The organism is Brevibacterium sp. JSBI002 (assembly GCF_026013965.1).
In the GTDB taxonomy this organism is placed as follows: Bacteria; Actinomycetota; Actinomycetes; order Actinomycetales; family Brevibacteriaceae; genus Brevibacterium.
The window spans coordinates 3,010,057-3,035,367 of sequence record NZ_CP110341.1 but is presented as its reverse complement, the minus strand read 5'-3'; the positions used below and the strand labels follow the sequence as shown (position 1 = coordinate 3,035,367).

The following is a 25,311-nucleotide window of genomic DNA, read 5'->3' as shown; positions in this document are numbered from 1 at the left end:
CAGCTGGGACCCTTCACTATCACCGGCAGAGCACCGCTCACGGAGCCAGGTGGGCGATCTCCGGTGCTTCTTCGCCGAGGATCAGTCTGGCCACACCATCGCCGATGAGTGGGCCCATCGTGAGTCCGCCGGCGCCGAATCCCGAAGCCAGCCACAGTCCGTCCGCGCCCTGCACCGCACCCGCGTACGGCAGTGCCCCCTCGCGCGTCGACATGGGGCGCACTCCGACGCGGGTCTCGAGAACGGTAGCCTGTGCGAGGCCCGGGGCGATCCGCAGCGCGTCGTCGAGGACCTGCTGCGTTCCGGCGGCAGTGGCGCGGACGTCGAAGCCGACCCCGTCCTCCCTGGTGGCGCCTGCGACGATGCGGCCTCCGTCGAAGGGTGTGATGTAGTGATGGTCGAGAGGGTGAATCGTCGGCCACGGCGATGTGTTGACTCCGCGCAGCTCCAGATGGAGCAGCTGACCACGTTGAGGGACGATCCCCACAGCGTGGCCGAGTCGTCCGAGGAGCTCGGCACTCCGCGCCCCACCTGCGATGACGAGGGCGTCGAAGTCCTCCGTCGCCGAGGTGGTGCGTACCGACCATGTGCCCGCGCTCGATGCGGTGACATCCTGTGCAGAATCTGCGACCGTTCTGGCGCCATGCAGGCGCGCTCCGGTGAGGATCGCATCGCGCAGAACCCGCCCGTCGACACGGCCGCCTCCGGTGATGAGGAGTCCGGTCATGTCCGGAGCGATCGGCGGAAAGATCTCGCGAAGCTCCGCAGCATCGAGGTCATGGACCTCGCCCGCGACGGTCCCCGCGGGCGCGACACGAGAACGGATGGTCGCAGCCGCCTCGGCGAGGGTCCCCGGGTCGTTGTTGACGACGAGGGCACCGGACCTGCGATAGCCGAGGTCGGGGATGCCGAGCGTACGCAGCGCCTCGAGGAACGCCGGATAGAAGTTCCCTCCCGCCGCGTACGTCTCGTAGTAGGCACCGGTGCTCGTCGACACCCATGGTGCGATGATCCCCGCGCTGGCAGCTGTCGCCTGCCCGGCCATGGCATCGTCGACGATGGTGACGTCGACCCCGCGGGAGGCGAGGCCGAAGGCAACACTGGCCCCGGCGATTCCGCTGCCGATGATGCCGACGCGGGCGGAGCTGTCGACGGTGTGTGCAGGCATGTCGGTCGCGTTACTTGAGAGCGTCGACGACGAAGTCGATGCAGCTCAGCAGTGCCCGCACATCGTCGGGGTCGACGGAGACGAAGGTCGCGATGCGCAGCTGATTGCGGCCGAGCTTGCGGTAGGGCTCCACGTCGACGACGCCGTTCGCCCGCAGCACCTTGGCCACGGCCGCAGCATCCACCGACTCATCGAAGTCGACGGTGGCGACGACCGATGAGCGGTCGGCCGGCTCGGCGACATAGGGGTGGGCCGCCTCGGCGGATTCAGCCCAGTCGTAGACGAGCCCGGAGGACTCCGCGGTCCGCTCGGCCGCCCACGACAGTCCGCCGTTGCCGTTGATCCACTCGATCTGCTCGGCGAGCAGCAGCAGGGTCGCCACCGCCGGGGTGTTGTAGGTCTGGTCCTTGGCCGAGTTCTCGATCGCGGTGACCAGAGCGAGCGAGGTCGGGATCCAGCGCCCGGAGTCCTTGATCTCCTGCGCGCGGGCGATCGCTCGCGGCGACATGATCGCCACCCACAGGCCGCCGTCGGAGCCCATGTTCTTCTGCGGGGCGAAGTAATAGACGTCGGTCTCGGCGATGTCGACGGCCAGCCCGCCCGCTCCGGAGGTGGCGTCGATGACGACGAGGGCATCCTCGGCGATCCCGGCCGGACGTGCGATTCGGGTGGCGACGCCGGTCGACGTCTCATTGTGGGGCCAGGCGAAGACGTCGGCGGCGTTCTCGCCGGTGGCCGCCTCGGCGGGGGAGTTCACAAGACCAGCAGCAGCCAGGGCCTCCGGCGACGGGATCGCAGCGGTGCCGGGTTCGGCGCCCAGGATAAGGGAGGACTTCAGGTGTGGGGCGGTGTCGGTGGCCTTTGCGAACTTCTGACCGAACTCGCCAAACGTTGCATGGGCGGCCCGTTCGCGGACGAGGCCGAATGCCGCGACGTCCCAGAACACGGTGGACCCGCCGTTGCCGAGCACCACTTCGTAGCCCTCGGGCAGGCTGAACAGCTCGGCCAGTCCGGAGCGGATGCGGCCGACGAGGTTCTTCACCGGCGCCTGGCGGTGGCTGGTGCCGAGCACCTCGGTCGCGGCCGAGGTCAGCGCCTCGATCTGGGCGGGGCGGATGCGGGCCGGGCCGGACCCGAAGCGTCCGTCGGCGGGCAGGAGGTTCTTCGGGATCTCAATATTCGTCGCAGTCACGCTCGACATTCTACGGCGGGCCCGCCCGGCGCCCGGGACCGGTCCGTCATGTGACGGACGTGCCGCCTCGACATTCCCAGTCTCGACCACACCCGCCGAGGCGGGTCCCGGCTCGATCGCCCCCACCGAGGCGGGACCTGGCTGACTCGTGTCCGTGCCGCGTCGTAGAGTGAAGACATGAGTGAGCCCGTCGATCGTCTCCCGCAGACCCGCAAGTCCTACGACTCAGCCGTCTTCGAACACCCCGACGCAGCACCCCTAGATCTGCTGCGCCGGTGGTACGACGAGGCGGCCGATCATGTCCGCGAACCGAATGCGATGACCGTCTCTACCCTGGATGAATGGGGCCCGAGCTCGCGCATCGTCCTGCTCAAAGGCCTCGACGAACGCGGACTCCTGTTCTTCACCGACTACGACTCCGCGAAGGGCCGGCAGCTGCAGGCGACCCCCGCATCGCCGTGAACTTTCCCTGGCAGGACATGGAACGACAGGTCCGCATCCGCGGCCTCGCCGAGGTGGCCGCCCCCGAGGACTCGGACGCGTACTTCGCCGTGCGCCCCCGTGGATCGCAGATCGGGGCGACCGTGTCCAAGCAGTCCCAACCGGTGACCAGCCGCGAACAGATGCAGGCCGAATACGATGCCGCGACGGCCGAGCTCGAGGGCCAGGACGTTCCGCGGCCCGACCATTGGGGCGGATTCCGCGTGCGCGTCTTCGAGATCGAATTCTGGCAGGGCCAGCAGAACCGGTTCCACGACCGGTGGGTCTTCCGCCGTGCCGACGGCAGCCACGAAGCAGCTGACCTCGACGACTCCTCGGCCTGGGAGGTCGTCCGTCTCTACCCCTGAGGCTCTGCCCTACCCCTGAGGCGCAGCCCCAGGGCACTGGCTTTCCGTGTTGCAGAATGAATCGGCACAGGGTGCCGGCCACCCAGCACAATGGTCACTACATGCGCACCGCAACCGGGCGCAGTCGATGCAAAGGAGCACCCATGACACCCCCAGTAGGCATTACCCAGTACGGACCCGACGCCGTGTTCGACAACCTCATCGGCGGCGCACGGGTGCCCAGTGAGGACCGGTCGACGAATACGAACCCGTCCGATCCTTCCGATGTGATCGGCCGCTACGCCCGCGCGGATGCCGCCACGGTCGCCTCGGCGATCGATACCGCCCGCGCTGCCGCCCCCGCCTGGGCGGACCTCGGCTCACAGCAGCGATTCGCAATCCTCGACAAGGCCGGCAGCCTCATCGCCGAACGCGCCGACGAACTCGGCGATCTGCTCGCCCGGGAAGAGGGCAAACAGCTCGCCGAAGCCAAGGGCGAGGTGCTGCGCGCCTCCCAGATCTTCAAGTTCTTCGCCGGCGAGACCATCCGCAACACCGGTGAGGTTGTCGACTCGGTCCGCCCCGGGCTCATCGCCGAGATGACGCACGAGCCCATCGGCGTCATCGGCATCATCACCCCGTGGAACTTCCCCATCGCCATCCCGGCCTGGAAGATCGCCCCGGCCCTGGCTTTCGGCAATACGATCGTGTTCAAACCGGCCGAACTCGCCCCCGCCAGCGCCTATGCACTCACCGACATCCTCGCCGAGGCGGGACTGCCCGATGGGGTCCTCAACCTCGTCATGGGGCCGGGCTCCGTGGTCGGGGACGCACTGTCCACCTCGGCGAAGGTCGACGCCGTGACTTTCACCGGATCCGTCGCCGTCGGACGGTCCGTCATCGCATCGGCTGCGGCCCACCAGATCAGGGTGCAGTGCGAGATGGGCGGGAAGAATCCGCTCGTCGTGCTCGGCGACGCCGACCTCGAAGCGGCCGCCGAGGCCGCGATCAACGGAGCCTTCTTCTCCACCGGTCAGCGCTGCACCGCGTCCTCCCGCCTCATCGTCACCTCCGATGTGCACGACGAATTCGTCGCGCTGCTCAAGGAGAAGATGGCGGCGCTGACCGTCGGAGACGCCCGCGCCGAGGGCATCGCCATCGGACCCGTGGTCTCCCGGACCCAGCTCGACCAGGACCTCGACTACATCGCCAAGGCGCGAGTCGAAGGCGGGGAGGTCACCGGCGGTGAGCTCGTCGACTCGGACACGGACGGGTACTTCCTCGCCCCCGCGCTCGTCACGGGCACGAAACCGGGCGACACGATCAACGTCGAAGAGGTCTTCGGTCCGGTCGCCTCGGTGATCGAGGTTGCCGACTACAACGAAGCGCTGGCCGTGGCCAATGACACCGAGTTCGGACTGTCCTCGGGCATCTTCACGACCTCCCTGAAATATTCGACCCACTTCAAGCGTTACGCCGAAGCCGGAATGGTCATGGTCAATGCCCCGACGGCAGGAGTGGACTATCATGTCTCCTTCGGCGGACGGAAAGGGTCTAGCTATGGTCCCCGCGAACAGGCTCGGGCGGCACGCGAATTCTTCACAGTGCACAAGACGACCTACACGAATGCGGGCTGAGCAGGTCGGTGCGAATTCTTCCCGAGCGGGCAGATGCACACCCCGGTCGAGCCGTCGGGGGCCGACCGAGGCCGCGTCCGGGACGGGGCGATTCCTCGACTCACGGGATTTGCTGAACGCACGATAGGATTGGGGCAGATCGCAACGGCTGCGAACGGGTTCGCCTGTGCGGGGCGGGGCAGGGTCGGAACGACCCGAAATGGTGACAACGCCTGAAACGGTCGAAACGACCTGAAGACGAAGAGTGGAGTGGCTGGTCAGAAGTGAACGACCTCATTGATACAACCGAGATGTACCTCAAATCGATCATAGAGCTCGAGGAACAGTCGATCGTTCCATTGCGTGCCCGCATCGCCGAGCGCCTGGATCACTCCGGCCCCACCGTGTCACAGACGGTGGCGCGGATGGAGCGCGACGGACTGCTCCACGTCGGCAACGACCGCCATCTCGAGCTCACGCCGGAGGGCCGACGGATCGCCACCGACGTCATGCGCAAGCACCGTCTGGCCGAGCGTCTCCTCTCCGATGTCGTCGGACTCGAATGGGAACTCGTCCACGACGAGGCCTGCCGCTGGGAGCACGTGATGAGCGAGCAGGTCGAGCGCAAGCTGGTGACGCTGCTCTCCGAAACCTCCACCGGGCCCTACGGCAACCCGATCCCCGGACTCGACGTCATCGGCGGCGAAGCCTCGAAGACCACCGACGTCATCGACCTCGCCACGGCAGTCGGCCGGGACGGTGCGAAGAAGCTGACGATCGCCTGGCTGGCCGAACCGCTGCAGGTCGATATCCATCTGCTTCAGCAGTTCCAGGTCGCCGGCGTCCTGCCGGGAAGCGACGTCGAGATCTCACGCAACGGCGAATACATCACCGTGCAGGTGCCCGGCGCGCAGGACGTACTCGACCTGCCGGTCGAGACCGCCTCGCACGTCTTCGCCTACCGAAGCTGAGACGCCCAGAAGCCTCCGCCCGATAGCGACGAGACTGCGTCTCGGTAACGGGACGGGACTGCGTCTCGGTAACCGCAGGACTGTGTCTGGATAACGACGAGACCGAGCAACGGTAACGAAAGAGCGGGTGCCCGAACCCCGATTCGTTACAAATGACTGTGATCTCTGACCCAGGGAGTGGATTTTCCACCCCTGGGTCACGTCGTATAACGAGGAAATGTTACGAATATTCTACGCCGTTTAGGGCCTCTGACCTGCGGTTTTATGGAAAACATCACGGTTCTCCTCCGGTGGTTGTGACAAAAACGTGACAATCAGTCACCGATTGGTTACAGTTGTGGAGGTCGTTCACGCAATGACGACTGCACAGCGAGAACCGAACGCCGCGCTCGCTGTGGGATACCAAGGACCGATAGTGGCGGTTGGCTGAGAGCAGCCAATAGGGACGAGAGGGAAAACGTGGCAACTAAGCAGCATGGCCGCCGCGCCGCCGATGCCAAGGTCAAGACTCCACTGACCGAACTCACTGAACTTCTGAACGCCAACTCAGGCGTCTTCGGCCGTCGTGCAGCAGTTGTCGCTGCCAGCGGTGGTCTGCTGACCGCCGCAGTGATGCCGGCCGCCGGCCAGGGAGCCGACGACCAGAGCAAGGTCTCCGCAGAAGCCGAGACCACCCAGAAGGTCGACTTCGAGAACCAGACCGTCACCATCGGCGACGACTCGAACAGCAAGAAGGACAAGAAGGACGACGAGAAGTCCGATTCCTTCGGTGTCGAGAGCAAGGCCATCACCGCTGAGGCTGCTCCGAAGCCCAAGCCCAAGCCGAAGCCCGCTGAAACCTCCTCCGCTGACTCCGATGAGCCAGCCGGAACCTCCGACGACACCGCCAACAGCGGATCGTCCGACTCGGGCGAGTCCGACTCCAAGGACTCGGGATCCATCGACGGATCCAAGGCCGAGCAGGTCCTCGCCTGGGCGGCCAAGGGCGTCGGAACCCCCTACGTCCTGGGCGGAACCAGCCAGAGCGGCTGGGACTGCTCCGGCTACACCTCGTGGGTCTACAGCCACGTCGGCGTGAACCTGCCCCGCACCTCCGGTGCTCAGAAGGGTGCAGGACAGATCGTCTCGCAGTCCGAAGCCAAGCCCGGTGACCTCATCTGGCACCCCGGCCACGTCGGCATCTACGCCGGTGGCGGACAGATGTACGATGCCGGTTCGCGAGCTCGGGAACCTCGAAGCGCAGCTACAGCTGGATGGGCAACGTCACCTTCATCCGCGTTCTCTGATTCTCTTTCCGAATGCTCCCCGTACGACTCGACGGTCCTCGAGTCGTACGGGGAGCATTCGTATGTCCGGAGACTTCGGGCGCCCGCTGTTCGGCCCTGCAAGCTCGCCGAGGCGACTCATCGGAGCTGTCCAGGTGCCCGTGCTCCCGCGCGCACTTACCAGATTCGGTTAACGGAAACCGAAGTTTCCGTGACGCGAGCCGTATGAATTGGGTCACGGGCGCGCGCGGCGTTACTCTGGAGAAGATTGAGTTCCATAAATGGTGGACACCAAGTGGTGTCAACCGCTGATGCGAAGGAAAGCAGATGGGGCATAGTCGAATAATTCGAATAGCCGCTCCAGTCTCTGGTGCGGAGTACATATCTGTCTCCGTGCCCTCTTTCCCAGGCGTCGTGCCCATGAGCACGGCGCCTTTTGTGTTCCCTGGGGCCGGGGCAGCCGGTTTCGGCCCAGTAGAGAAGAAGATGAGGGGCGAGATATGAAGACTCTCGTGCTGAACGCCGGTTATGAACCGTTGTCGATCGTTCCGTTCACACGAGCCGTGGTGCTCGTGCTGACCGGAAAGGCGACAGTCCTGGCCGCAGAGGACATTCCGGTGAGATCCGAGCACATGAGTCTCGATCAGCCCTCCGTCATCCTGCTCACCCGCTATGTGCGCCCGCCGAGCAACCGCCGCGTCTCGCTCTCCCGTCGCGGAGTCCTGCGGCGGGACGGCCACCGCTGCGCCTACTGCTCGAAACCGGCGTACACCGTCGACCACGTCGTCCCACGGTCCCGCGGAGGAGCCAACACGTGGGAGAATCTCGTCGCGTGCTGCCGCGAATGCAACAATCGCAAGGGCAATCGCACCCTCAGTGAGATCGGATGGAAGCTCAGCTTCCTTCCGCAGGAGCCCCGCCTCGGTCAGCTGTGGATGCGTGGGATCGACAAACCCGTCGAGAAGTGGCGACCATTCCTCGAGTACTCCAGCGCCGCCTGATCGCCGAGGCGGTTCCGGACTCCGGCTTCCACGGCCGAGATTCGGCATCGTCCCAGATAGGGGACGGTGTTGTCCGAATGTTGGTGCAATTCGGATAACGATGTGACATAGGTGAAGTTCTCACCGTCAATGTGCTCTAGGGTGGACGAAACAGAAGTTCGCTTCGACCCAAGGAGCTTGCGATGAGTGAGCAGGATCGCCCACAGAACCCCGACCCGGCCCCGGCCGGTGAGCCCGAAGCCGTCATCGTCGGAATCGACGGTTCGCCGCCGAGCCGCAACGCCCTGGCCTGGGCGATCCAAGAGGCTCGCTCCCTGAACCGTCCGATCCGCCTCGTCGGCGCCTACACCATCCCGAGCGTGGCCGCAGCCGCCATCGACGTGTCCTATGTGCCGATCGACGACAGCTCGATCCGCGCGGCCGTGACGAACACGCTCAAGGAAGCAGCTGCCGAGGTCAAAGCCGCCGGTGTTCCCGTCGAGGCGGTCATCGAGATCGGAGACGCCGCCGGTGTGCTCATCGACGAATCGAAGACCGGCTGCCTCACCGTTGTCGGCTCTCGCGGGCGCGGCGGCTTCGCCGGTCGTCTCCTCGGCACGGTCTCGAGCGCTCTGCCGGCGCACTCCGCGTGCCCGACGGTCGTCGTCCCCTCCTGCTGGGACGATCAGGCCGAGCGCCCCGCGCACCCGACCTCGTCGCGGCCGATCCGACAGGACGGGGTCGATGTCGAAACCCACGACCCGAATGCCGAGTCGATCGAAGGTCTGCGCTTCGACGGGAAGGTCGTCGTCGGCGTCGACTCGCTCGGCGCCGAATCCCCGGCGCTGTGGAAGGCGGCCCGACTGGCTGTGCGCCGTGGCTCACCGCTGCACATCGTCGCCGTGATCACCACAACGGTCATCGGTCCCGAGTGGCTGCCGAGCACCGCCGATCTCGAACGCCTCGTCAACGAGGGTGCGGACAAGCTCGTCGTCGCCAAGCAGCGCCTGGCCGAGGAGTTCCCCGATCTCGACGTCACGTGGACGCTATTTGACGGCCAGCCCGCCGAGGTGCTCGTCCGCGCCTCTGACACGGCCGAAGTGCTCGTCATCGGATCGCGGGGCCGCGGTGGATTCGCCGGGCTCCTGCTCGGTTCGACCTCGCAGTCGGTGCTGCCGTACTCGCAGTGCCCGACGATGGTCGTCCGCGTCGCCCGTGATCACGGGCGACGCAAGACCAACGAGGCCTCGGCAGAGCCTGGCCTCTAGAACCGTCCTGAGTCCGAGAACCCCGATCACGAGGCTCGAATCCTTCAGGCCGGAAGACGATCACCGAGGCGGCCGATCGATACGATCGGCCGCCTCGGTGATGGTGGGTCTGGGCGACATCGGCAAGTGGAACTTGCTCAGTCAGGTGGTTCCGGCGCCCCCGGGCAGATTCGAACTGCCGACACCCGCTTTAGGAGAGCGGTGCTCTATCCCCTGAGCTACGGGGGCCAGGTGGTCGTCCTCAACCACGAACACCCAGTGTAGCGTAGAAGAAACCTCACTGTTCCACGGTGTGCCAGCACCTATTATGGACAGATTCTCGTTAGGGTCGAATTGTGTCGGATTCCGTTAGAGACGAACAGTTCCCAGAACTCGGAGATGTCTTCGCCGAGTGGAAGAAGCAGGCTGCCCATCTGGGCGGTCGCGACACCATGCTTCATTTCCGGGACTCGCGTGACGGCAGCATCGACCTCTCCGGCGCCCACCCCTCCGGCCTGGCGCAGCTGCTGGCCGGTCGCGCCACTCGACTCTCCAGCCTCATCCGCGACCACGACATCCTCACGGATGCCCGCCGGCGTGCGAAATCCATCCGGTCGAAGGCAGAGCAGCTCGACAACGAACGCGGCATCCGCACCGCTCACCTGGCGCTCGGATTCGCTTCGTGGACGGAAAAGGACGCGAAGTTCAAGTTCAACGCCCCCGTCGTCATGCGCCACATCACACTGGTGCCTCGCGGGTCCCGCGTCGAGGACTACGAGATCGTGCTCGACAACGAGATCACGATCAACCCCGCACTCGTCCAGCACCTGCGCGAGGAATACGACCTCGACGTGCCCGTCGACGAATGGGTCGACGCGACCGGTGGACCGCACGGATTCGATCCGGGTCCGGCTCTCGACCGTCTGCGCGATCTGGGGCAGAACGTGCCCGGTCTGCGGATCAACCACCGCCTGATCATCTCGACGTTCGCGAACATCGCGAGCCCGTTCTCCACCGACTACCTGCCTACCCAACACCCCGTTCTGCGTGCGCTGGCCGGCGACGAGGACGTGCGCGCCTCCCTCGGTGGGCCTTCGTATGTGCCGCAGCCGGGTGTCCTCCCGGACGAGAAGATCGCTGCGGCAGAGAAGGCCGAAGCCGAGCAGAAGCGAGCCGAAGCCAAGAGGGTCGCCGGTGTTGTTGAGGCGGAGACCGCCGCCGAGTCCGACGACAAAGACACCGAACCCGCAGGCGATGAGAAGCCAGCACCTGAAGCGACCTCCGCGGACGCAGTGAAGTCCGGAGCCGAGACGAAGACTGCGGAAACGGCAGAGAGCGACACCGCCGAGGATGCTGTTGAGTCCGCTGATGAGTCGGCGACCGGCGGCGAGAAGACCGGTGATAAGTCTGCGCCAGAGAAGCCTTCGTCCGCGAAGTCTTCGTCCGAGGCAGCTGCCGGTACAGCTGCCGCAGCGGAGGCGGATGACGATGAGGACTACGGTCAGCCGACCGTGCCGATCACCGACGAACCACTGGGCGCCGCGAAGCCGGTCACTGCCGCCGATTCGGCCGATGACACGACCACAGTCGACGAGAAGACGTCGACCGACGCTGAAGCCGTATCGGCGACCAAGTCTGAGAAGACAGCACCCGAAGCTGAAGCCGACGGCGAGGACGTCGTACCGGCTGCGCTTCAGGAGCCGATCACCCCGCTTCCGGATCGGAAGCCGCAGGAAGAATTCCTCGTCATCGATGTCGACGGTGACCAGCAGGCCGTCGTCGACGCTGCCGTGTCCGGTCACTCCGTCGTCGTCGACACCCCGCCCGGAACCGGTGCCACTCAGGTTGCCGTCGCTGTGGCCACCACACTGGCACACACCGGCAAGAGCGTGCTCTTCCTCGCGCAGACCTCCGATGCGCTCGACGATTTCTCCGCCCGCCTCGGCGAGGTCGGACTCTCCGACTTCGCTGTCGACACCCGCGCCGGCTCGGAAGACATCCGCAAACAGCTCATCGGTCTCATCGCCTCGGCAGAGAAATCCGAACGCCCGGACCTCTCCCACCTGCTGACCGAACTCAACGAACAGCGGGCGACCCTGGCCGACCATGTCTCCTCCCTGCACCGCCGGCGCAAGCCGTGGGACGTCTCCGTCTACGAAACCATGCAGCACCTCGCCGAACTGACCTCCGGTGATGACTCCCCGCAGACCCCGGTGCGCTTCGACGATGACATCCTCGGTGCCAGTGACGACCGCCGGAACATCCTGCGCGGCAAACTCGGTGAACTCGCCGGACTGGGTGCTTTCACCCTCGACGTCGAAGACACCGTCTGGTTCGGGGCCGACCTCAAGTCCGTCGAAGAAGCCGAAGCCGCACGCACCGTGGCCGAACGCATCGGCCGGACGATCCCCGACCTCGTCGCAGCCACCGAACCGGTGCTGCAGAAGGCGAAACTCAACCCGCGCCGCAATGTCGACGACTGGTCCCGCGCCATCCGCGTGCTCCTGCGCGTGCGCAAGACGCTCGACAACTTCGCTCCCGACATCTACGATCACCGCCTCGACGACCTCATCGCCGCCACGGGCACACCCGAATACCGGGCCGATGTCGGCGTCGAGATGGGCATGATGCAGCGCCGTCGGCTGAAGAAGTCGGCCGCGGAATTCCTCCGCCCCGGCGCCGAGGTGACTGACCTCCACGAGGCCCTCATCGACGTCCGCGCCCAGCGGGTCATCCTCTCGGACCTCGCCGGACACGACGGCCGCCCGCAGATCCCGCGCGGCGTCCTCGAAGCCGACGAGATCCTCCAGAGCGTCGAAGCCGATATGGCCAAGCTCGCCCCGATCCTCGAGACGACCCCGGACGGCGGGGACCTCGGATCGATGCTCATCGAGGAACTCCAGGCACGCGCCGAGGCGATGGGCAGCGACTCGGAGAATCTCGCCGATCTGCCCGAACGCTCCCGCCTGCAGCGTGAGCTCGACGGCGAGGGCCTCGGCGACCTCATGGCCGATCTGCGCCGACGCAAGGTCGACGAGTCACTCGTCGGCCCCGAATTCGACCTCGCCTACTGGGCCTCCGTGCTGCAGACCATGGCCGGTGAAGATCCCGCGATCGGCCGCCACGACGGTGCCGCTCTCCACCAGGTCGCCGAAGGCTTCCGCGAGAACGACCGCGCCTTCGTCGCCGCCGGCGCCTCCCGCCTGCGCTTCAACCATGCGCAGGCTTGGAAGCGCGGAATCGAATCCGATCCGATCGCCGCCGGAGTCATCAAACAGGAGCTGCTGTCGAAGCACACCTCGACGAAGCGGATCTCCACTCAGGCACCCGAACTGCTGACGACTCTGGCCCCGGTCTGGATGGGCAGCCCGTACACGGTGCCCGAACTCTTCTCCGCCCTGCCTCTCTTCGATGCGGTCGTCATCGCCGATGCCGGACGGCTCTCGGTGGCCGATGTCGTCCCCGGAATCACCCGAGCCCGCCAGGTCATCTCCCTCGGTGACTCCCGACTGCTCGGACCGCGGCCGTTCTCGATCGCGGTCGATCGCTTCGGTATGGACGATGGGAAACATCCGCGCTCTGTGCAGGACCGCCTCGGCGAGTTCCTGCCGCGGATGCGGCTGTCGAACTCCTACCGACTGTCCCCGGTCGGGCTCATCGACCTGGCCAACCGGCACTTCTACGATTCGACGATTTCGACGCTGCCGACCGCGCACACCGGTGAGGGCAGCGGCCTCGAATTCTCCTATGTCGCCGACGGCAGAGGCCCAACAGACATCGGCACCGGTCGGGTCGAGAGTCCCGACGCCGAGGTCAAGCGCGTCGTCGATCTGGTGCTCAAACACGCGCGGAACCGGTCGCGAGAGTCGCTGGCCGTCGTCGCGCTCACCCCACATCACGCTCAGCGAGTGGCGACGGCGATCTCGCGGGCGATGAAGGATCTGCCGTATGTGGCGGCGTTCTTCAACGACTCATCGAAGGAGCCGTTCGTCGTCACCGACGCCGAACGCGTCCAGGGCATGTCGCGCGATGCCGTGATCTTCACCCTCGGCTACGGCCGCACCGTCCACGGTCGCGTCATCCATGACTTCGGTCCGCTGTCCGGGGCGGACGGTCGTCGCATCCTCGCGGCCACGATGACGCGGGCCCGGAAGCGGCTGACTCTGGTCTCGAGCATCGAGGCCGAGGACTTCGATCGCAGCAAACTCAACGGGGGAGCGGTCATGCTCCCGCAGCTGCTCGAGGAGGTCGCGACCGGCGGCGTCCACCAGCCCGGACCGCACGGCGAGATCTACGATCCGCTGTTCAACGACATCGCCGACCGGCTGCTGCAGCTCGGCGTCGTTGCTCACGAGCACTACAACGGCATCGACCTGGCCGTGGCGAACTCCACCGAGGACGAGCACGGAATGATCATCGCCGTCGCCGGTGACGGACCCGAATACGCGTCGATGCGCAGCCTGCGCCAGCGGGACCGGGTGCTGCCCGAACAGCTGAGCCGCCGAGGCTGGAAGTTCATGCGCGTGTGGTCGACCGATGCGTTCGTCGACCCGCAGTCCGAGACCGAGAAGATCTTCGAGGCCTGGCGTGCCACCGTGGAGACGATGAGCCCGCAGGCCGTGCTCAATGCGGCGCGTGCCGCCTCGGTGGTCGTCGGCCGCACCGGCAGCCGACCGAAGCTCGTGCCCGGTCTGCCGATGCACAAGTACTCCGCCGAGGGCCTCGATCAGATGATCGACTGGATCCAGTCGGATGCGGTCGTGCGCGGCGACGGTGAGATCAAGGATCTGCTGCGCACCGCCCTGGCGCAGAAGGGCAACTCGAGCCGCGGCGATTCCCAGCTGCAGGCCGCCGTGGACCGTTACCGGGAACGCCATGCGCAGGCGAAGAAGGTCACCGGCGCCGAGGTGTTCATCCCACGGTCCAACTCGACTGGACCCGTCGAAGACGAGATCCTGCCGACCTTCGACACCGGCAAGATCCGTGCCGACGAGCTCCGGTCAGCCGGCCTCGTGCAGACCGCAAGCAACGAGCAGGTCCCCGAGGCGGCCGACGAGTCCGTCCACAGCGATTCGGTCGGTGCGGGGTCCGACAGTGCCGGGGACGACGGTGCAGGTTCGTCCGCGAAGGCAGCTGGACCGCGTGACGCTGCAGCAGCCGGTGCAGTTGGGGCCGAGTCCGCAGACTCGGATTCGGCCGACGAGGATTCGACCGCCGCTGACTTTGGCGGGTCGGATTCGGCCGAGGCGGAGTCGGGGGAGTCCGAGTCGGAGTCGGCTGAATCCGGGATGGACGGGACCGCCTCGGCGAAGTCGGGGTCGAAGAACGACGATGCCTGAGCGGCCCACCGGCACCGAGGATGCTGATTGCGACCGAGGAACGAGCGGCAGCGACCGAGAAACGGTTGATCCCAGCGTCAGCGGGTTGAACACTGAACTGGACGAGCCACCGCACGGCGACGGCGAGTCCGGCGCTGAGCCGGTACAGCCATCACATTGCGACGGCGATGCCGAAACTGATGAGTCTCGGAGGGCCCGGATCGAAGCGGCGAAGCGCCGATATCGAGCGACTCTGCGCAATGAAGCCGACTCCGGTGGCGGCGGCTTCACCGAGGACTACTACCGTTCGCAGAAGCCCCCACACTGGTCATAGCTACTGTTCCGTCTAGTGGCTTCGATCTGTCCGGACGTCGAACCCGCCCTTTACGGTCGGTCAACAGCGCCCGATCGGTCTCAGATAGCCCGATAGGTTACAGACATGAAGAAGGCCCGCTCTCGGATGAGAGCGGGCCTTCTGTGCGATCGGCTGGTGATCAGTGCCGCGGAAGCTGGTTCGGATCGATCGGACCGTCGGTGGCCGGACCCTCAGCAGGTCCGGCGGCAGCAGCGGTCTGGTTGCGCAGGATCTCGCGGATGTCGCCGAGCAGATCCTCGGTGGTCGGAGGAACCTCTTCCTCGGGCGCTCCGCGCTTACGCAGCTCGTTGAGCTTGTTCATCGGCACGATGATGATGAAGTAGACGATAGCGGCGACGATGAGGAAGTTGATGGCCGCGGTGATGACCGCGCCCAAATCGATGGTCGTCTCCGGGACGTTCGGCTTGATCTGGAACGACAGAGCAGGACCCTCGGCGCCGCCGACGGCAGCGATGAGGGGGTTGATGATCTTGTCGGAGAACGCAGTGACGATCGCGGTGAAGGCACCGCCGATGATGACCGCGGTTGCGAGTTCGACGACATTCCCCTGGAGAATGAAGTCTCTGAAGCCTTTAAGCATTAGAGAAACCCTTTCGGTGTGTGTTCACTGCAATGCGGCTGTGAATTGTTCAATTACGTTTCAATAGTACACATGGGTAACTCATTGTCAGCAGAAATGATCTGCGAGTCCGATCATCGTATTGACGTTCCGGGTAATCGTTGTGATACTCCGGGTAATCGGTTTGCAGTGATGAGCGTCGGTCGGGTGAACACAGACGTCTCCGACCACCGCAGATCAGAGGGGCGGACAGCCCGGCGATGACATGGTTCAGCGAGGGAGGATCGCAAAGCTGATGGGGAATCCGGCGAACTCGGCGACACGCCCGGCATCATCGGCGGAGAGGATCACGGAAACAAGTTGTCCTGACTCCGCGGCAATTCCTTCGGGTTTGTCGACGAGGCGGGCGATCGTCACTTTCTCGACGACGACTTCCGACCCGCCGTCGGGCAGAGACGAGAAGAGACGGATCTTCTGCCCCGGTTGGAGCAGTGCCGCCGAGGCATCATCGGCCAGACGGATCGGCATGAGCAGATCGCGACTGCCCTTCGGCAGCGCCTGCTGATCGAGGACGATCGACGAGGTCAGGGGTGACCCCTTCGATAACCCCGCCGAGGTGGCCCGTCCCTGCACCTCTTCAACGGACCTGAATGCCTTGTCGGGGACGAGGTTGGAAGGGAACTGAGTGAGAGTGAGGTCCTGGGCCTTGAGCTCGGTTCCGGGTGCCAGGTCCGACTTCGCGACGACGATCGCCGTTCCTGTGCTGCTCGGCGTGAGCAACCAGACGGCAAGAGCGCAGGCGCACGCGAGGCAGACGGCGGCGAGGATGCGCTGAGGCCGAATGCGAGACAGCCGTGACTGGCCGGAAGACGTGGACCGGATGCGGTGGAAGATGCCCATGCACCGAGCCTGCGGCGCTGCGCGGCCAGCGGCAAGGGTATGGAACTCGCCTGTGGACAGTTCGTTCCGTCCACAGGCGAGCGGTGTCTGAGTGACGAGAGCCGGTCCCTCGTGGCATCCGGTCAGCTGGCGGTTGAGGTGAATCGCCCTGAAGGTGCAGGCTGCCAGCTGGCGGCAGCGAAGGTGCGCCGGCGACCGGCGTTGCTCAACCGGCGGCTGGGGTGCTCGCGGTCGAGGAGCTGCTCGATGACGAAGTCAACGAGCTGGAGGCTTCCTTCGACGACGAGCCCGAGGACTCCTTCGTGGAGGAGTCTGAACTCGAGGAGCTGACGGTGCTCGACTTGCTCGAGCGGGAGTCGGTGGCGTAGAAGCCGGATCCCTTGAAGCTGATACCCACGGCACCGAAGACCTTCTTCAGGCGGCCCTGGCATTCCGGGCAGACGGTGAGCGAGTCATCGCTGAAGTCCTGATGAATATCAAAGGCGTGACCACAGCTCTTGCAGGCGTAGGAGTAGACGGGCATTCGAGACCTTTCTTCGACGACAAGATTATAGTGCATCTCAGTTCCTCCCCGGGGCACCGGTCCGCGATATGCACAAGGTTATCCACATATCAACACGCGCGAGTGGGTACTGATTCCCGACGATCAGGCCGTGAAGACGTGAGTTCCGTCGTCGGTGACGGCCTCCGGGATGCGCAGGTCCCAGGCTTCTGCGGCGAGACCCTTGAGGTTGAGCTCGTCGGCGAAGCACACCCCGACAACGCGGGGACCCGAACCAGGAGCTGCCGAACCATTCCGTTCCGAACCACGGGACTCGGGACCAGAGGACTCTGAACCAGGGGACTCGGAACCAAAACGTCCCCATCCGAGAACGCCCGAGCCGAGAGGCTCCGCCCCGTGGGGGCCGAAGGTCCTGTCGTAGAAGCCGCCCCCGTTTCCCAGTCGAGCACCATCGGCGCCGAACCCCAGGGCGGGGACGAAGACGAGGTCGAGGCCGATCGTAGGGGAGAGCAGCTGGGCGGCGGTGAGCAGCTCCCCATCCCGGGCCGGTTCGCGGATTCCCCATCGGCCCTGCGGTCTCAGGGTGGCCATCGATTCAGTGACCTGGCCGAACATCAAGGGTGCGCCCACCTTGGTGACGACGGGCAGGTAGACGGAGCAGCCGGAGGCGAGAAACTTATCGAGAGCCGGGTCGAGGTCCGGTTCTCCGGGCAGCGCCGCATAGGCAAGAAGGGAACGAACCGGTGTTTCTCGGATGAGGTCCCACGCGGCGGCCGCCACAGTCCCCGCGGCCCCTGGCGTACCCGGAGCTGCCTCGGTGAGGGAGCGGTCTGCGCGAGCGGCGCGGATGCAGGACCGCAGCTGCGCCTTCGAAGTTTGTGGGTCCACGCATTTCAGACTAACTGGGGTGGGCGGATTCGTTAAGATGACTTCATGAGTGATGAAGCGCAGCGCACCGTTCGCAAGGCCGTGATCCCCGTCGCCGGTCTCGGAACTCGGTTCCTCCCCGCCACGAAAGCCACCCCCAAAGAGATGCTCCCGGTCGTCGACAAGCCGGCGATCCAGTACGTCATCGAGGAAGCCGTCGATGCCGGTCTGCAGGACGTTCTCATGATCACCGGTCGGAACAAGCGGCCGCTGGAGGATCATTTCGACCGGGTTGACGGGCTCGAGGCAGCGCTCGCGCAGAAGGGCGACGACAAGAAGCTCGCCGCGGTGCGCCATCCCTCGGAACTCGCTGATATCCACTATGTGCGCCAGGGCGACCCCAAGGGACTCGGCCATGCCGTGCTCAAGGGGCGTCAGCATGTGGGCAATGAGCCGTTCGCGGTCCTGCTCGGTGATGACCTCATCGATGAGCGCAGCCCGATCCTGCCGAAGATGATCGAGGTCGCGGAGAAGACCGGCGGCAGTGTCGTCGCCCTCATGGAGGTTCCGCCCGAGGCGATCCACCTCTACGGCTGTGCCGCCGTCGAGTCCACTGCTGACGACGAGGTCGTCAGGGTCACCGACCTCGTCGAGAAGCCCGCCACCGAGGATGCTCCGTCGAATCTCGCCATCATCGGCCGCTACGTGCTGGCGCCGGAGATCTTCGATGTCCTCGAGACGACGAAGCCGGGACGCGGCAACGAGATCCAGCTCACCGATGCCCTGCAGGAGCTCGCCGGAGACGACGAGGGCCACGGCGTCTACGGAGTCGTGTTCAAGGGCGCTCGCTACGACACGGGAGACAAGCTCGACTATCTCAAGGCCGTTGTGCAGATCGCATGCGACCGGGAGGACCTCGGCGACGATCTCAAAGCGTGGCTGCGCGAATTCGTGCCGACTCTGGACTGAGCGCCGACACGGCTCCGAGCCGACCGTCCTGGTTCAGCCCATCCGGGCAGACCGACCTTGATCCCGAGAGCGAGGGCAGCCGCGTGTGGCCTGTCATCCTGACTGATCGACAGTCCGATATCGTGCTGCGACCGCTGCGCCGCCGCGACGAAGAGGCCTGGCGAGAGGTCCGCCGATTCAACCGCGACTGGCTGCGCCCGTGGGACGCGACCCTGCCCGCGCCGGGCCAAGAGCTGCCGGGGTTCCGCACGATGGTGCGGATGCAGGACAAACAGGCCAAACGCGGGCAGACCGTGCCGTTCGCCATCGAGGTCGACCGGAACTTCCGCGGACAGATCACCGTATCGGGACTGAGCTGGGGTTCGATCCTGTCCGGGCAGATCGGTTACTGGATCGACTCGCGCGTGGCCGGGCGCGGTATCACCCCGGTCGCCGTGGCGATGGCCGCCGACCACTGCTTCTTCGCCCTCGGACTCCACCGCATCGAGATCAACATCCGCCCGGAGAACACCGCGAGCCTGCGCGTGGTCGAGAAGTTGGGCCTACGCGATGAGGGTGTGCGCGAGAAGTACATGCACATCGATGGGCAGTGGTGCGACCACCGCACCTTCGCCCTCCTCGCCGAGGAGGTCCCGCAGGGTCTGCTGGCCGCATACCGGCACGGCACCGGCGGGTGGTAGGCGCGAATCGGGAACGTCCAGCCGCCACCTGGGAATTCGGTGAACTTCGCCCCAGTTTGATCGACACACCTCTCGTCTTCACGACTTCCCTGATGCCTGCAACTTAGGGTGGCATTGTGGACACCAGCATCATCGTCGTCATCGCCATCGTCGTGGTCTTCGCCGTTGCTGTGCCCGCAATGATTCGGAAGTCCGCGACGGATCTCTCGCGCGTCGAAATCGACACGGTTCCGGACAATGCGGCCGTCGTCTCCGCCGAGACAGCCATCCCCGGGCACGACCATTCGGAGCGCATCCAGGTCTTCCACGACAAACCCCGGAAGGTGCCGTCGGTGCCGACCCCGGACGTCTCACAGGAAGTCGAGGCCCCGAAGCTGAGTCTCTCGGCCTCCACTCCCGAATTCGCCGTCATCGACGGTCACGCCGAAGCACACACCATCACCGAGGCCGCCGAGCACGCCCAGCTCAACGTCCTTCCAGTTGCAGTCGGTGAAACCTACGCCTCCCTGTCCGCCGACCATGCGGCCGTCGGTCGCGTCGTCGGTTCCAGCGTAGGCGTCGGCACTGACACAGGCGTTCGTGCAGGCGCTGCCGCTGACAATGTGCGACTGCTCCAACCCGCGGTCCATGCAGTCTTCAACGACGGCGGCCGCTCCGTCGGGCAGTCGGACAGACAGAGTCGTTCGCCGCAGGCCCATCCGCCGCATCCGACCGGCGCCGGCCATAAGGCGTCGACGAGCCGGACGGTTTCGGGCGGCGCCGGTCCAGCCCCTCAACGCGGCGGACCACGTGAAGGCCAGTCCCGGACGGGACGCGGCGGCCACCTCGGCGAGGGGATGGCCGGCACAGATGGACAGAACCGACAGATTTCCAATCCGACCATCGGAACCGATGAGGAACATGCGATGACCGAGCAAGCCACGACCCTGCGGGAGTCACTGAAGTCGCTGAACACCATGGTCAGGGGCTTCTCCCTGGTCTTCCTCGCCTCGGTTCTCGGCATCCTTGTGTCGAGTGTGCTCGCGGCCTTCTCGGTCGTGCACATCGCCTTGGCCGGTGTCTTCCTCGGGCTCGCGGTAGTCACTCTCTTCCTCGTGCGCACGCTCAATCTGCGCAAGCGGGAGACGAAGAAGAAGCTGCGACGTCTGCAGGAGACCGCACGGTCACGGTCAGCGGGCCAGCCGAAGCGTGACACTGCTCCGGAGCACGCCGCCAAGGTCGAGCGTGCCGCCGAGCCGAAGTCGGCCGAACCGTCGACTGCCACGGCACGACAGACTGCCACAGCCAGGACGACTGATGCTCAGCCCGTAGCTGGATCGCAGCCAGCTCGCACGGGCGCGAAGTCCGCGAAGTCGCAGACCGTTCCGGTCAAACAGCAGCCTCGCACGGCCCCGGCATCGACCTCGAGCGGAACCGCTGCCCGGATCGCCGCGGCCGCCCAGGGCACAAGCGCGGCGGCGAAGGCCGCGCAGGCTCGCGCTGCGATGAACCGCTCCGCCGCGGCGAAGAAGTCCCGCGAAGAGGCCGACACCGGAGAGATCCCGCTCGTGCGCATCCGCAAGGAAGCCGCCGAGGGCCACACCACGCGCCAGGTCCTCCTCACCGGACCGATCCCGGTCGTGAAGGAGAACGCCACCGCAGACGGTGACGCGACTTCCGCCGAGGTGGTCGCCGACTCCGCGTCCGCCTCGACGGATACCACGGTCGACCGCGAGAACGATGCCGACGCCGCCTCGGCGACGTCTGCAGAGAAGGCCCGGACCGAATCCACCAAGACCCCGGTCTCGCTCGGAGCCGACCTCCTCGCTGAGACCGACACTGTCTCAGCTGCGGCCGGTCGAAAGGAAGCGGATGCGGATGTGCACGCTGCACTTGATGCGGCGGCTCGCACGGTCGATGACCCGTTCATGCAGCGACTGAAATCGCGTGACGGCTGGTCGCCGACCCCGCTGCCGGTACCCAGCTACGTCGATGCACCCGAAGCCGAGCATCCGGTGCCCTCGGCATCGGCGGCCGATGCCAGCTCGTATGAAACCGAGGCCCGCAGTCGTGAAGACATCGCGGCTCGGTTCGCCGAAGAGCTCGGCTACCGTCCGGAACTCAGCGACTCCGCCCGCGAGGACGGACCGCTCGGCCACGGGCGCAAGGCGATCCGGACGACGAAGGCCGCCGACCTCGGCGCCGTCAACGACGTTCTCGCTCGCCGGCGCGCGTGAAGCCCTGAAGCCACTGAAGCGAGGTCCGCAAGAGGATTTCGCGATGCCGACGCAGAAGCCCCGTACAACCCGTGCGGGGCTTCTGCGCGCCGGGGTTACGGTGTCCACGAGGGTTTGTCGCTGACAGCCAAGTTCACCACGGTTAGCACCCGTTTGAAAGCCCGCTGTCTGTCGTGGAGGGTGCCGCCAGCAATCAGGCGCTGAAAACCGACCAGCAGATCGAATCGCGGCGTGCCTGATCTTCCAGCACGAGTTCGCGGACTTCATTCGGCAGTTGGTCGTGCTGCCAGTCGCGTTCGGCACGACCGGCGGCAAGGTCCTTCCCTGATGCCCCTCGGGCCGCTTTGATCGCGTAGGCCGCCGCCCCGAGGTTGTGCTCGGCGACGTGTCCGACACAGGCCGCTTGCCCCGCCGCATAAGCGGCGAACCGGGCAGGCCCATGCAGAGGTCGTGCCGCACCCATGGCATGACCGCCGAGGGCGCGAGCCTCCATCATCGACATCTCACCGGCGGCCCACGCTCGGGCGGCGGCAATGGCGTCGCGAGGTCGTTCATCCTCGGGGCAGGCGAATTCGAAGAAGGCCAGGGCGTGTTCGGCGCAGTCGGTGGCCCACAGCGCGAGAAGGTGGTGGTCGACATCGGTGAGGGAGCCGCCTCGGCGAATCGTGATCATCCGGGGATCACGGACCTCCGGCAGGATCACAGGAGCCGACCGAGAATCGACAGCGGTCGCGAGCGACGAAGCGAGCAGGCGTTCACAGTTGCCGATTGTAGTCGCCCCTCCGGTCGGTGCCTGACTTGAGCGCATCGGCAACCGTGGACGGAGACTGACCGGCGACGTGCGTTTTCCCTGGTGGACTCGGGCCGCCCAGCTGTCATCGGCCGTGCTAGATTGCTCAGCGTCGATCACGCGAGGGCGGCCAACAGGAGGCCGAAGACGAGTTCAGGGGAGAATCCGATGGCCGATATCGAAGACCAGGTGAGAGCTGAACCTGACGTGGCACGGCGTGCACGCCGTGCGGCGGCCGGGTCGTTCATCGGCGCCGTCGTCGAATGGTATGACTTCCTGCTCTACGGGATCGTCGCAGCTCTGGTCTTCGGCGAGCTCTTCTTCCCCGGTTACAGTGACCGGGCGGGCACGCTCGCGGCGTTCGCGACCTTCGGCGTCGGATTCATCTTCCGCCCGCTCGGCGGAATCATCTTCGGCCACTTCGGCGACCGCCTCGGGCGCAAATCCATGCTCATCTGGACGATGACGATCATGGGCGTGGCCACCGCCCTCATCGGCTGTCTGCCGACCTACCAGACGATCGGCTGGCTGGCACCGGCACTGCTCGTTCTGCTGCGCTGCATCCAGGGCGTGGCGGTCGGCGGAGAATGGGGAGGCGCCGCGCTCATGGCCGTCGAAAGCGCACCGCCGAAGCTGCGCGCCTTCTACTCCAGCGGGGTTCAAGTCGGCTACTCGGTCGGACTGCTGCTGGCGACCGGACTCGTCGCCATCCTCAGCGGCGGACTGACCTCCGAAGGCTTCCTGGCTTGGGGGTGGCGGATCCCGTTCCTCGCCAGCGCCGGCCTCGTCCTGGTCGGGCTGTGGATCCGTTCCGGTGTCGCCGAATCCGAAGAGTATGTGGAGCGAGTGAAGAACGCGGACGAGGACAAGGTTGCCAAGCTGCCGATCCTCGAGGCCTTCAAGCGATTCCCCGCACAGATCGCGCAAATCGTCGGACTGCGGTTCATCGAGCTTCTGACTATGTACATCGTCACCACCTTCGCGCTGTCGTATGCGACGGACGAACTCGGTTTCGACAGGCAGTTCATGCTCAACATCACGCTGCTCGTCGGCGGACTGGGAATCGTCACGATTCCTGCGTTCGCCTACCTTTCTGATCGGTACGGACGTCTGCGCGTCTACCTCACCGGCGGAGTCGTCGGACTGCTCAGCGCGATCCCGTTCTTCTTCGCTCTGGAATCGGGAAGCACGATTGCCATCGTGATCTTCGCCGTGCTGCTGGTCAATATCGCCCACGACGCGGTCGTCAGCGTCCAGCAGCCGCTGTTCGCCGAAATGTTCAGCCCCGAATTCCGTTACAGCGGAGCGGGCGTCGGCTACCAGCTGGCCAGCGCGCTGGCAGGCGGCTTCACTCCGTTCATCGCCACCTACCTCGTCGGAGTCGGCGACGGCAGCTGGTACCTTGTCGGTGCTTACCTCGCTGCGGGCTGTCTGGTGTCGATCTCCGTCGCCGCCTACCTCGCGAAGAAGGGACGCCGCACCGCCGGTGCCTGATCGCCTCGGTGCTGACTGACGGCACTGTTGCCCCGGTGTGTTACGTCAGGCCGAGAGCAATTGGTAAGGCCGAGGTGGTTGTGGCAGGAACGGTGTGGGGTGCGGCGGCCACTCGGTCATCGCGGCCGCGCGACCTCATCGCCGGGAGCGCACACTGCTCATGGGCCGGACGCTCAGGCGACGAACTTGTCGAACTCGTCGTTCTTGGCCAGGAAATTCTGCACATAGGAGCACGTGGTCCGGAACTTCAGCCCCGCCTCGGCGCTGGTCTCCAGTGCATAGCGCACCAGCTTGGCCGCCAATCCGCGACCGCCCCACTCGGGCGACACCTCGGTGTGGGTGAAGATGCGCACCGGACCGTCGGCGGTGTCATCGGCGCTCGTTTCACGGTCGATGTAATCGACGAGACCGATGACCTTGCCCGCGTGAGAGACGGTGAAGCGTTTGGCCGCAGCATCCTCGGCGATGGTGAAGGTCTCTCCCGAGATGTCGATGTCCATGGTCATTCCTCCCGAATGTCCGTGCCGGCGGCACTGCGCGATGGTCGTCGGCGATCGATCGACGATCGTCGCTGTCCTGACAATTGACACTATAGTTCTGTTCCTGAGGAAGCGACTAGCCTGGTCAGACGCAGCCGCACGGAAGATCTTGAAGGAGTCCCACCTATGACCGCACACCCCTCGGCGCCCCTGGTCGACGCGCACCGCCAGAAGCTGCGCGCAGCCGGATTCGAGGTCACCGAACTGACGTCCGCCGACATCCCCGACTACGTCGAGCTCGTGTCCTCGGCCTACCGCGGCGAGGGATCGAAACAGGGATGGACCACCGAGGCGGACCTCCTCGGGGGACAACGGCTCGACGGTCCCATGGCTGAGGACATGCTCGCCGAGGCGGACTCCCAGATCCTGCTCGCCCGCGATGGACAAGGGAGCGCCGTGGCCAGCGTCTATGTGCGCAAACCCGAAGACGGAGCCTCCTACCTCGGGGTGCTCGCCGTCTCTCCGCTAGGACAGGGCAAAGGAGTGGGGTCCTTGCTCATCAGCCTCGCCGAGTCGTGGGTGGCCGAACATTGGGGCGCAACGTCGATGCGGATGAGCGTGATCAACAAGCGTGACGAACTCATCGCCTACTACGAGCGCCGCGGCTACGTGCGCACCGGCGAAATCGAGCCCTTCCCCTACGGCGACGAACGTTTCGGTCTGCCGAAGGTCAACGACCTCGAATTCGTGCTCCTGGCCAAACCCTTGAGCTGAGGGGCGGCCGAATCGAGGCTGCAGGCGGAAAACGGGCTGCAGTCGCAATATAGGTCAGCATCGGACACTCCTGTTGGAGAAAAGTGTCCGATGCTGACCTATTCTTGGATGCCCTGGGCCC

Annotated in this window: 21 protein-coding genes and 1 tRNA gene; 13 read left to right on the top strand and 9 right to left on the bottom strand. The window is 65.7% G+C overall.

Translation table 11 applies throughout. The features are described 5' to 3' along the window. Positions 1 to 37 precede the first annotated feature (37 nt). Both LJ362_RS13780 and serC read right to left on the bottom strand, forming a co-directional pair. Complete coding sequence (locus LJ362_RS13780; RefSeq protein WP_025780337.1) at positions 38 to 1,168, bottom strand: NAD(P)/FAD-dependent oxidoreductase; 1,131 nt, start codon at positions 1,166 to 1,168, stop codon at positions 38 to 40. A 10-nt stretch (positions 1,169 to 1,178) separates the two neighbouring features. Beyond that, positions 1,179 to 2,360 (bottom strand): phosphoserine transaminase, encoded by a 1,182-nt coding sequence (gene serC / locus LJ362_RS13775; protein WP_264799615.1) that lies wholly within the window; start codon positions 2,358 to 2,360, stop codon positions 1,179 to 1,181. Positions 2,361 to 2,537: 177 nt separating this feature from the next. Here serC and LJ362_RS13770 point away from each other — a divergent pair, with 177 nt between their 5' ends. The 7 genes from LJ362_RS13770 (at position 2,538) to LJ362_RS13740 (ending at position 9,287) form a co-directional block, all read left to right on the top strand. Then, positions 2,538 to 2,822 (top strand): pyridoxamine 5'-phosphate oxidase family protein, encoded by a 285-nt coding sequence (locus tag LJ362_RS13770; RefSeq protein WP_264799614.1) that lies wholly within the window; start codon positions 2,538 to 2,540, stop codon positions 2,820 to 2,822. Between the two features lie 17 nt (positions 2,823 to 2,839). Next, positions 2,840 to 3,208, top strand: a complete 369-nt coding sequence (locus LJ362_RS13765; protein WP_264799613.1) for a pyridoxal 5'-phosphate synthase — start codon at positions 2,840 to 2,842, stop codon at positions 3,206 to 3,208. A 143-nt stretch (positions 3,209 to 3,351) separates the two neighbouring features. Beyond that, positions 3,352 to 4,824 (top strand): aldehyde dehydrogenase family protein, encoded by a 1,473-nt coding sequence (locus LJ362_RS13760; RefSeq protein WP_264799612.1) that lies wholly within the window; start codon positions 3,352 to 3,354, stop codon positions 4,822 to 4,824. 263 nt (positions 4,825 to 5,087) lie between these two features. Then, on the top strand, positions 5,088 to 5,774 hold the full coding sequence (locus LJ362_RS13755; RefSeq protein WP_139908932.1) for a metal-dependent transcriptional regulator: 687 nt from the start codon (positions 5,088 to 5,090) through the stop codon (positions 5,772 to 5,774). Positions 5,775 to 6,233: 459 nt separating this feature from the next. Then, on the top strand, positions 6,234 to 7,268 hold the full coding sequence (locus tag LJ362_RS13750) for a C40 family peptidase (RefSeq protein WP_264799611.1): 1,035 nt from the start codon (positions 6,234 to 6,236) through the stop codon (positions 7,266 to 7,268). A gap of 271 nt (positions 7,269 to 7,539) precedes the next feature. Continuing rightward, complete coding sequence (locus tag LJ362_RS13745) at positions 7,540 to 8,040, top strand: HNH endonuclease (protein WP_139468172.1); 501 nt, start codon at positions 7,540 to 7,542, stop codon at positions 8,038 to 8,040. Positions 8,041 to 8,222: 182 nt separating this feature from the next. Beyond that, positions 8,223 to 9,287: a universal stress protein gene (locus tag LJ362_RS13740; RefSeq protein ID WP_264799610.1), complete on the top strand. Its 1,065-nt coding sequence runs from the start codon at positions 8,223 to 8,225 to the stop codon at positions 9,285 to 9,287. 155 nt (positions 9,288 to 9,442) lie between these two features. Here the strand turns inward: LJ362_RS13740 and LJ362_RS13735 are convergent. After that, a tRNA-Arg gene (locus LJ362_RS13735) sits at positions 9,443 to 9,515 on the bottom strand. Between the two features lie 107 nt (positions 9,516 to 9,622). Here LJ362_RS13735 and LJ362_RS13730 point away from each other — a divergent pair. Next, on the top strand, positions 9,623 to 14,605 hold the full coding sequence (locus tag LJ362_RS13730) for a DUF4011 domain-containing protein (protein WP_264799609.1): 4,983 nt from the start codon (positions 9,623 to 9,625) through the stop codon (positions 14,603 to 14,605). Positions 14,606 to 15,078: 473 nt separating this feature from the next. Here LJ362_RS13730 and mscL read toward each other — a convergent pair whose 3' ends face one another. From mscL to LJ362_RS13710, 4 genes are all read right to left on the bottom strand, one after another. Beyond that, a complete protein-coding gene (gene mscL, locus LJ362_RS13725) occupies positions 15,079 to 15,540 on the bottom strand; it encodes a large conductance mechanosensitive channel protein MscL (RefSeq protein ID WP_264799608.1) in 462 nt (153 codons plus the stop codon). A gap of 249 nt (positions 15,541 to 15,789) precedes the next feature. Beyond that, positions 15,790 to 16,419: an SAF domain-containing protein gene (locus tag LJ362_RS13720; protein ID WP_264799607.1), complete on the bottom strand. Its 630-nt coding sequence runs from the start codon at positions 16,417 to 16,419 to the stop codon at positions 15,790 to 15,792. 205 nt (positions 16,420 to 16,624) lie between these two features. Further along, the gene (locus LJ362_RS13715; RefSeq protein ID WP_264801852.1) at positions 16,625 to 16,942 is read right to left on the bottom strand and encodes an FmdB family zinc ribbon protein; all 318 of its coding nucleotides are present in this window, start codon (positions 16,940 to 16,942) and stop codon (positions 16,625 to 16,627) included. A 123-nt stretch (positions 16,943 to 17,065) separates the two neighbouring features. After that, complete coding sequence (locus LJ362_RS13710; protein ID WP_264799606.1) at positions 17,066 to 17,809, bottom strand: 5-formyltetrahydrofolate cyclo-ligase; 744 nt, start codon at positions 17,807 to 17,809, stop codon at positions 17,066 to 17,068. Between the two features lie 45 nt (positions 17,810 to 17,854). On the opposite strand from LJ362_RS13710, the gene galU reads away from it, so the two are divergent. From galU to LJ362_RS13695, 3 genes are all read left to right on the top strand, one after another. Then, the gene (gene galU / locus LJ362_RS13705; RefSeq protein ID WP_264799605.1) at positions 17,855 to 18,757 is read left to right on the top strand and encodes a UTP--glucose-1-phosphate uridylyltransferase GalU; all 903 of its coding nucleotides are present in this window, start codon (positions 17,855 to 17,857) and stop codon (positions 18,755 to 18,757) included. Positions 18,758 to 18,840: 83 nt separating this feature from the next. Continuing rightward, positions 18,841 to 19,437: a GNAT family N-acetyltransferase gene (locus LJ362_RS13700; protein ID WP_264801850.1), complete on the top strand. Its 597-nt coding sequence runs from the start codon at positions 18,841 to 18,843 to the stop codon at positions 19,435 to 19,437. A gap of 116 nt (positions 19,438 to 19,553) precedes the next feature. Beyond that, positions 19,554 to 21,653, top strand: coding sequence for a hypothetical protein (locus LJ362_RS13695; protein WP_264799604.1), 2,100 nt, complete (start codon positions 19,554 to 19,556; stop codon positions 21,651 to 21,653). 193 nt (positions 21,654 to 21,846) lie between these two features. Here the strand turns inward: LJ362_RS13695 and LJ362_RS13690 are convergent, their stop codons facing one another. Beyond that, entirely contained in the window at positions 21,847 to 22,326 is a 480-nt protein-coding gene (locus LJ362_RS13690; RefSeq protein ID WP_264799603.1) for a putative immunity protein, read from the bottom strand. 285 nt (positions 22,327 to 22,611) lie between these two features. Here LJ362_RS13690 and shiA point away from each other — a divergent pair, with 285 nt between their 5' ends. Then, positions 22,612 to 23,937: a shikimate transporter gene (gene shiA / locus LJ362_RS13685; RefSeq protein ID WP_264799602.1), complete on the top strand. Its 1,326-nt coding sequence runs from the start codon at positions 22,612 to 22,614 to the stop codon at positions 23,935 to 23,937. Positions 23,938 to 24,110: 173 nt separating this feature from the next. Here the strand turns inward: shiA and LJ362_RS13680 are convergent, their stop codons facing one another. Then, the gene (locus tag LJ362_RS13680; protein ID WP_264799601.1) at positions 24,111 to 24,437 is read right to left on the bottom strand and encodes a GNAT family N-acetyltransferase; all 327 of its coding nucleotides are present in this window, start codon (positions 24,435 to 24,437) and stop codon (positions 24,111 to 24,113) included. A 165-nt stretch (positions 24,438 to 24,602) separates the two neighbouring features. On the opposite strand from LJ362_RS13680, the gene LJ362_RS13675 reads away from it, so the two are divergent. Then, complete coding sequence (locus tag LJ362_RS13675) at positions 24,603 to 25,190, top strand: GNAT family N-acetyltransferase (RefSeq protein WP_264799600.1); 588 nt, start codon at positions 24,603 to 24,605, stop codon at positions 25,188 to 25,190. Positions 25,191 to 25,311: the final 121 nt, after the last annotated feature.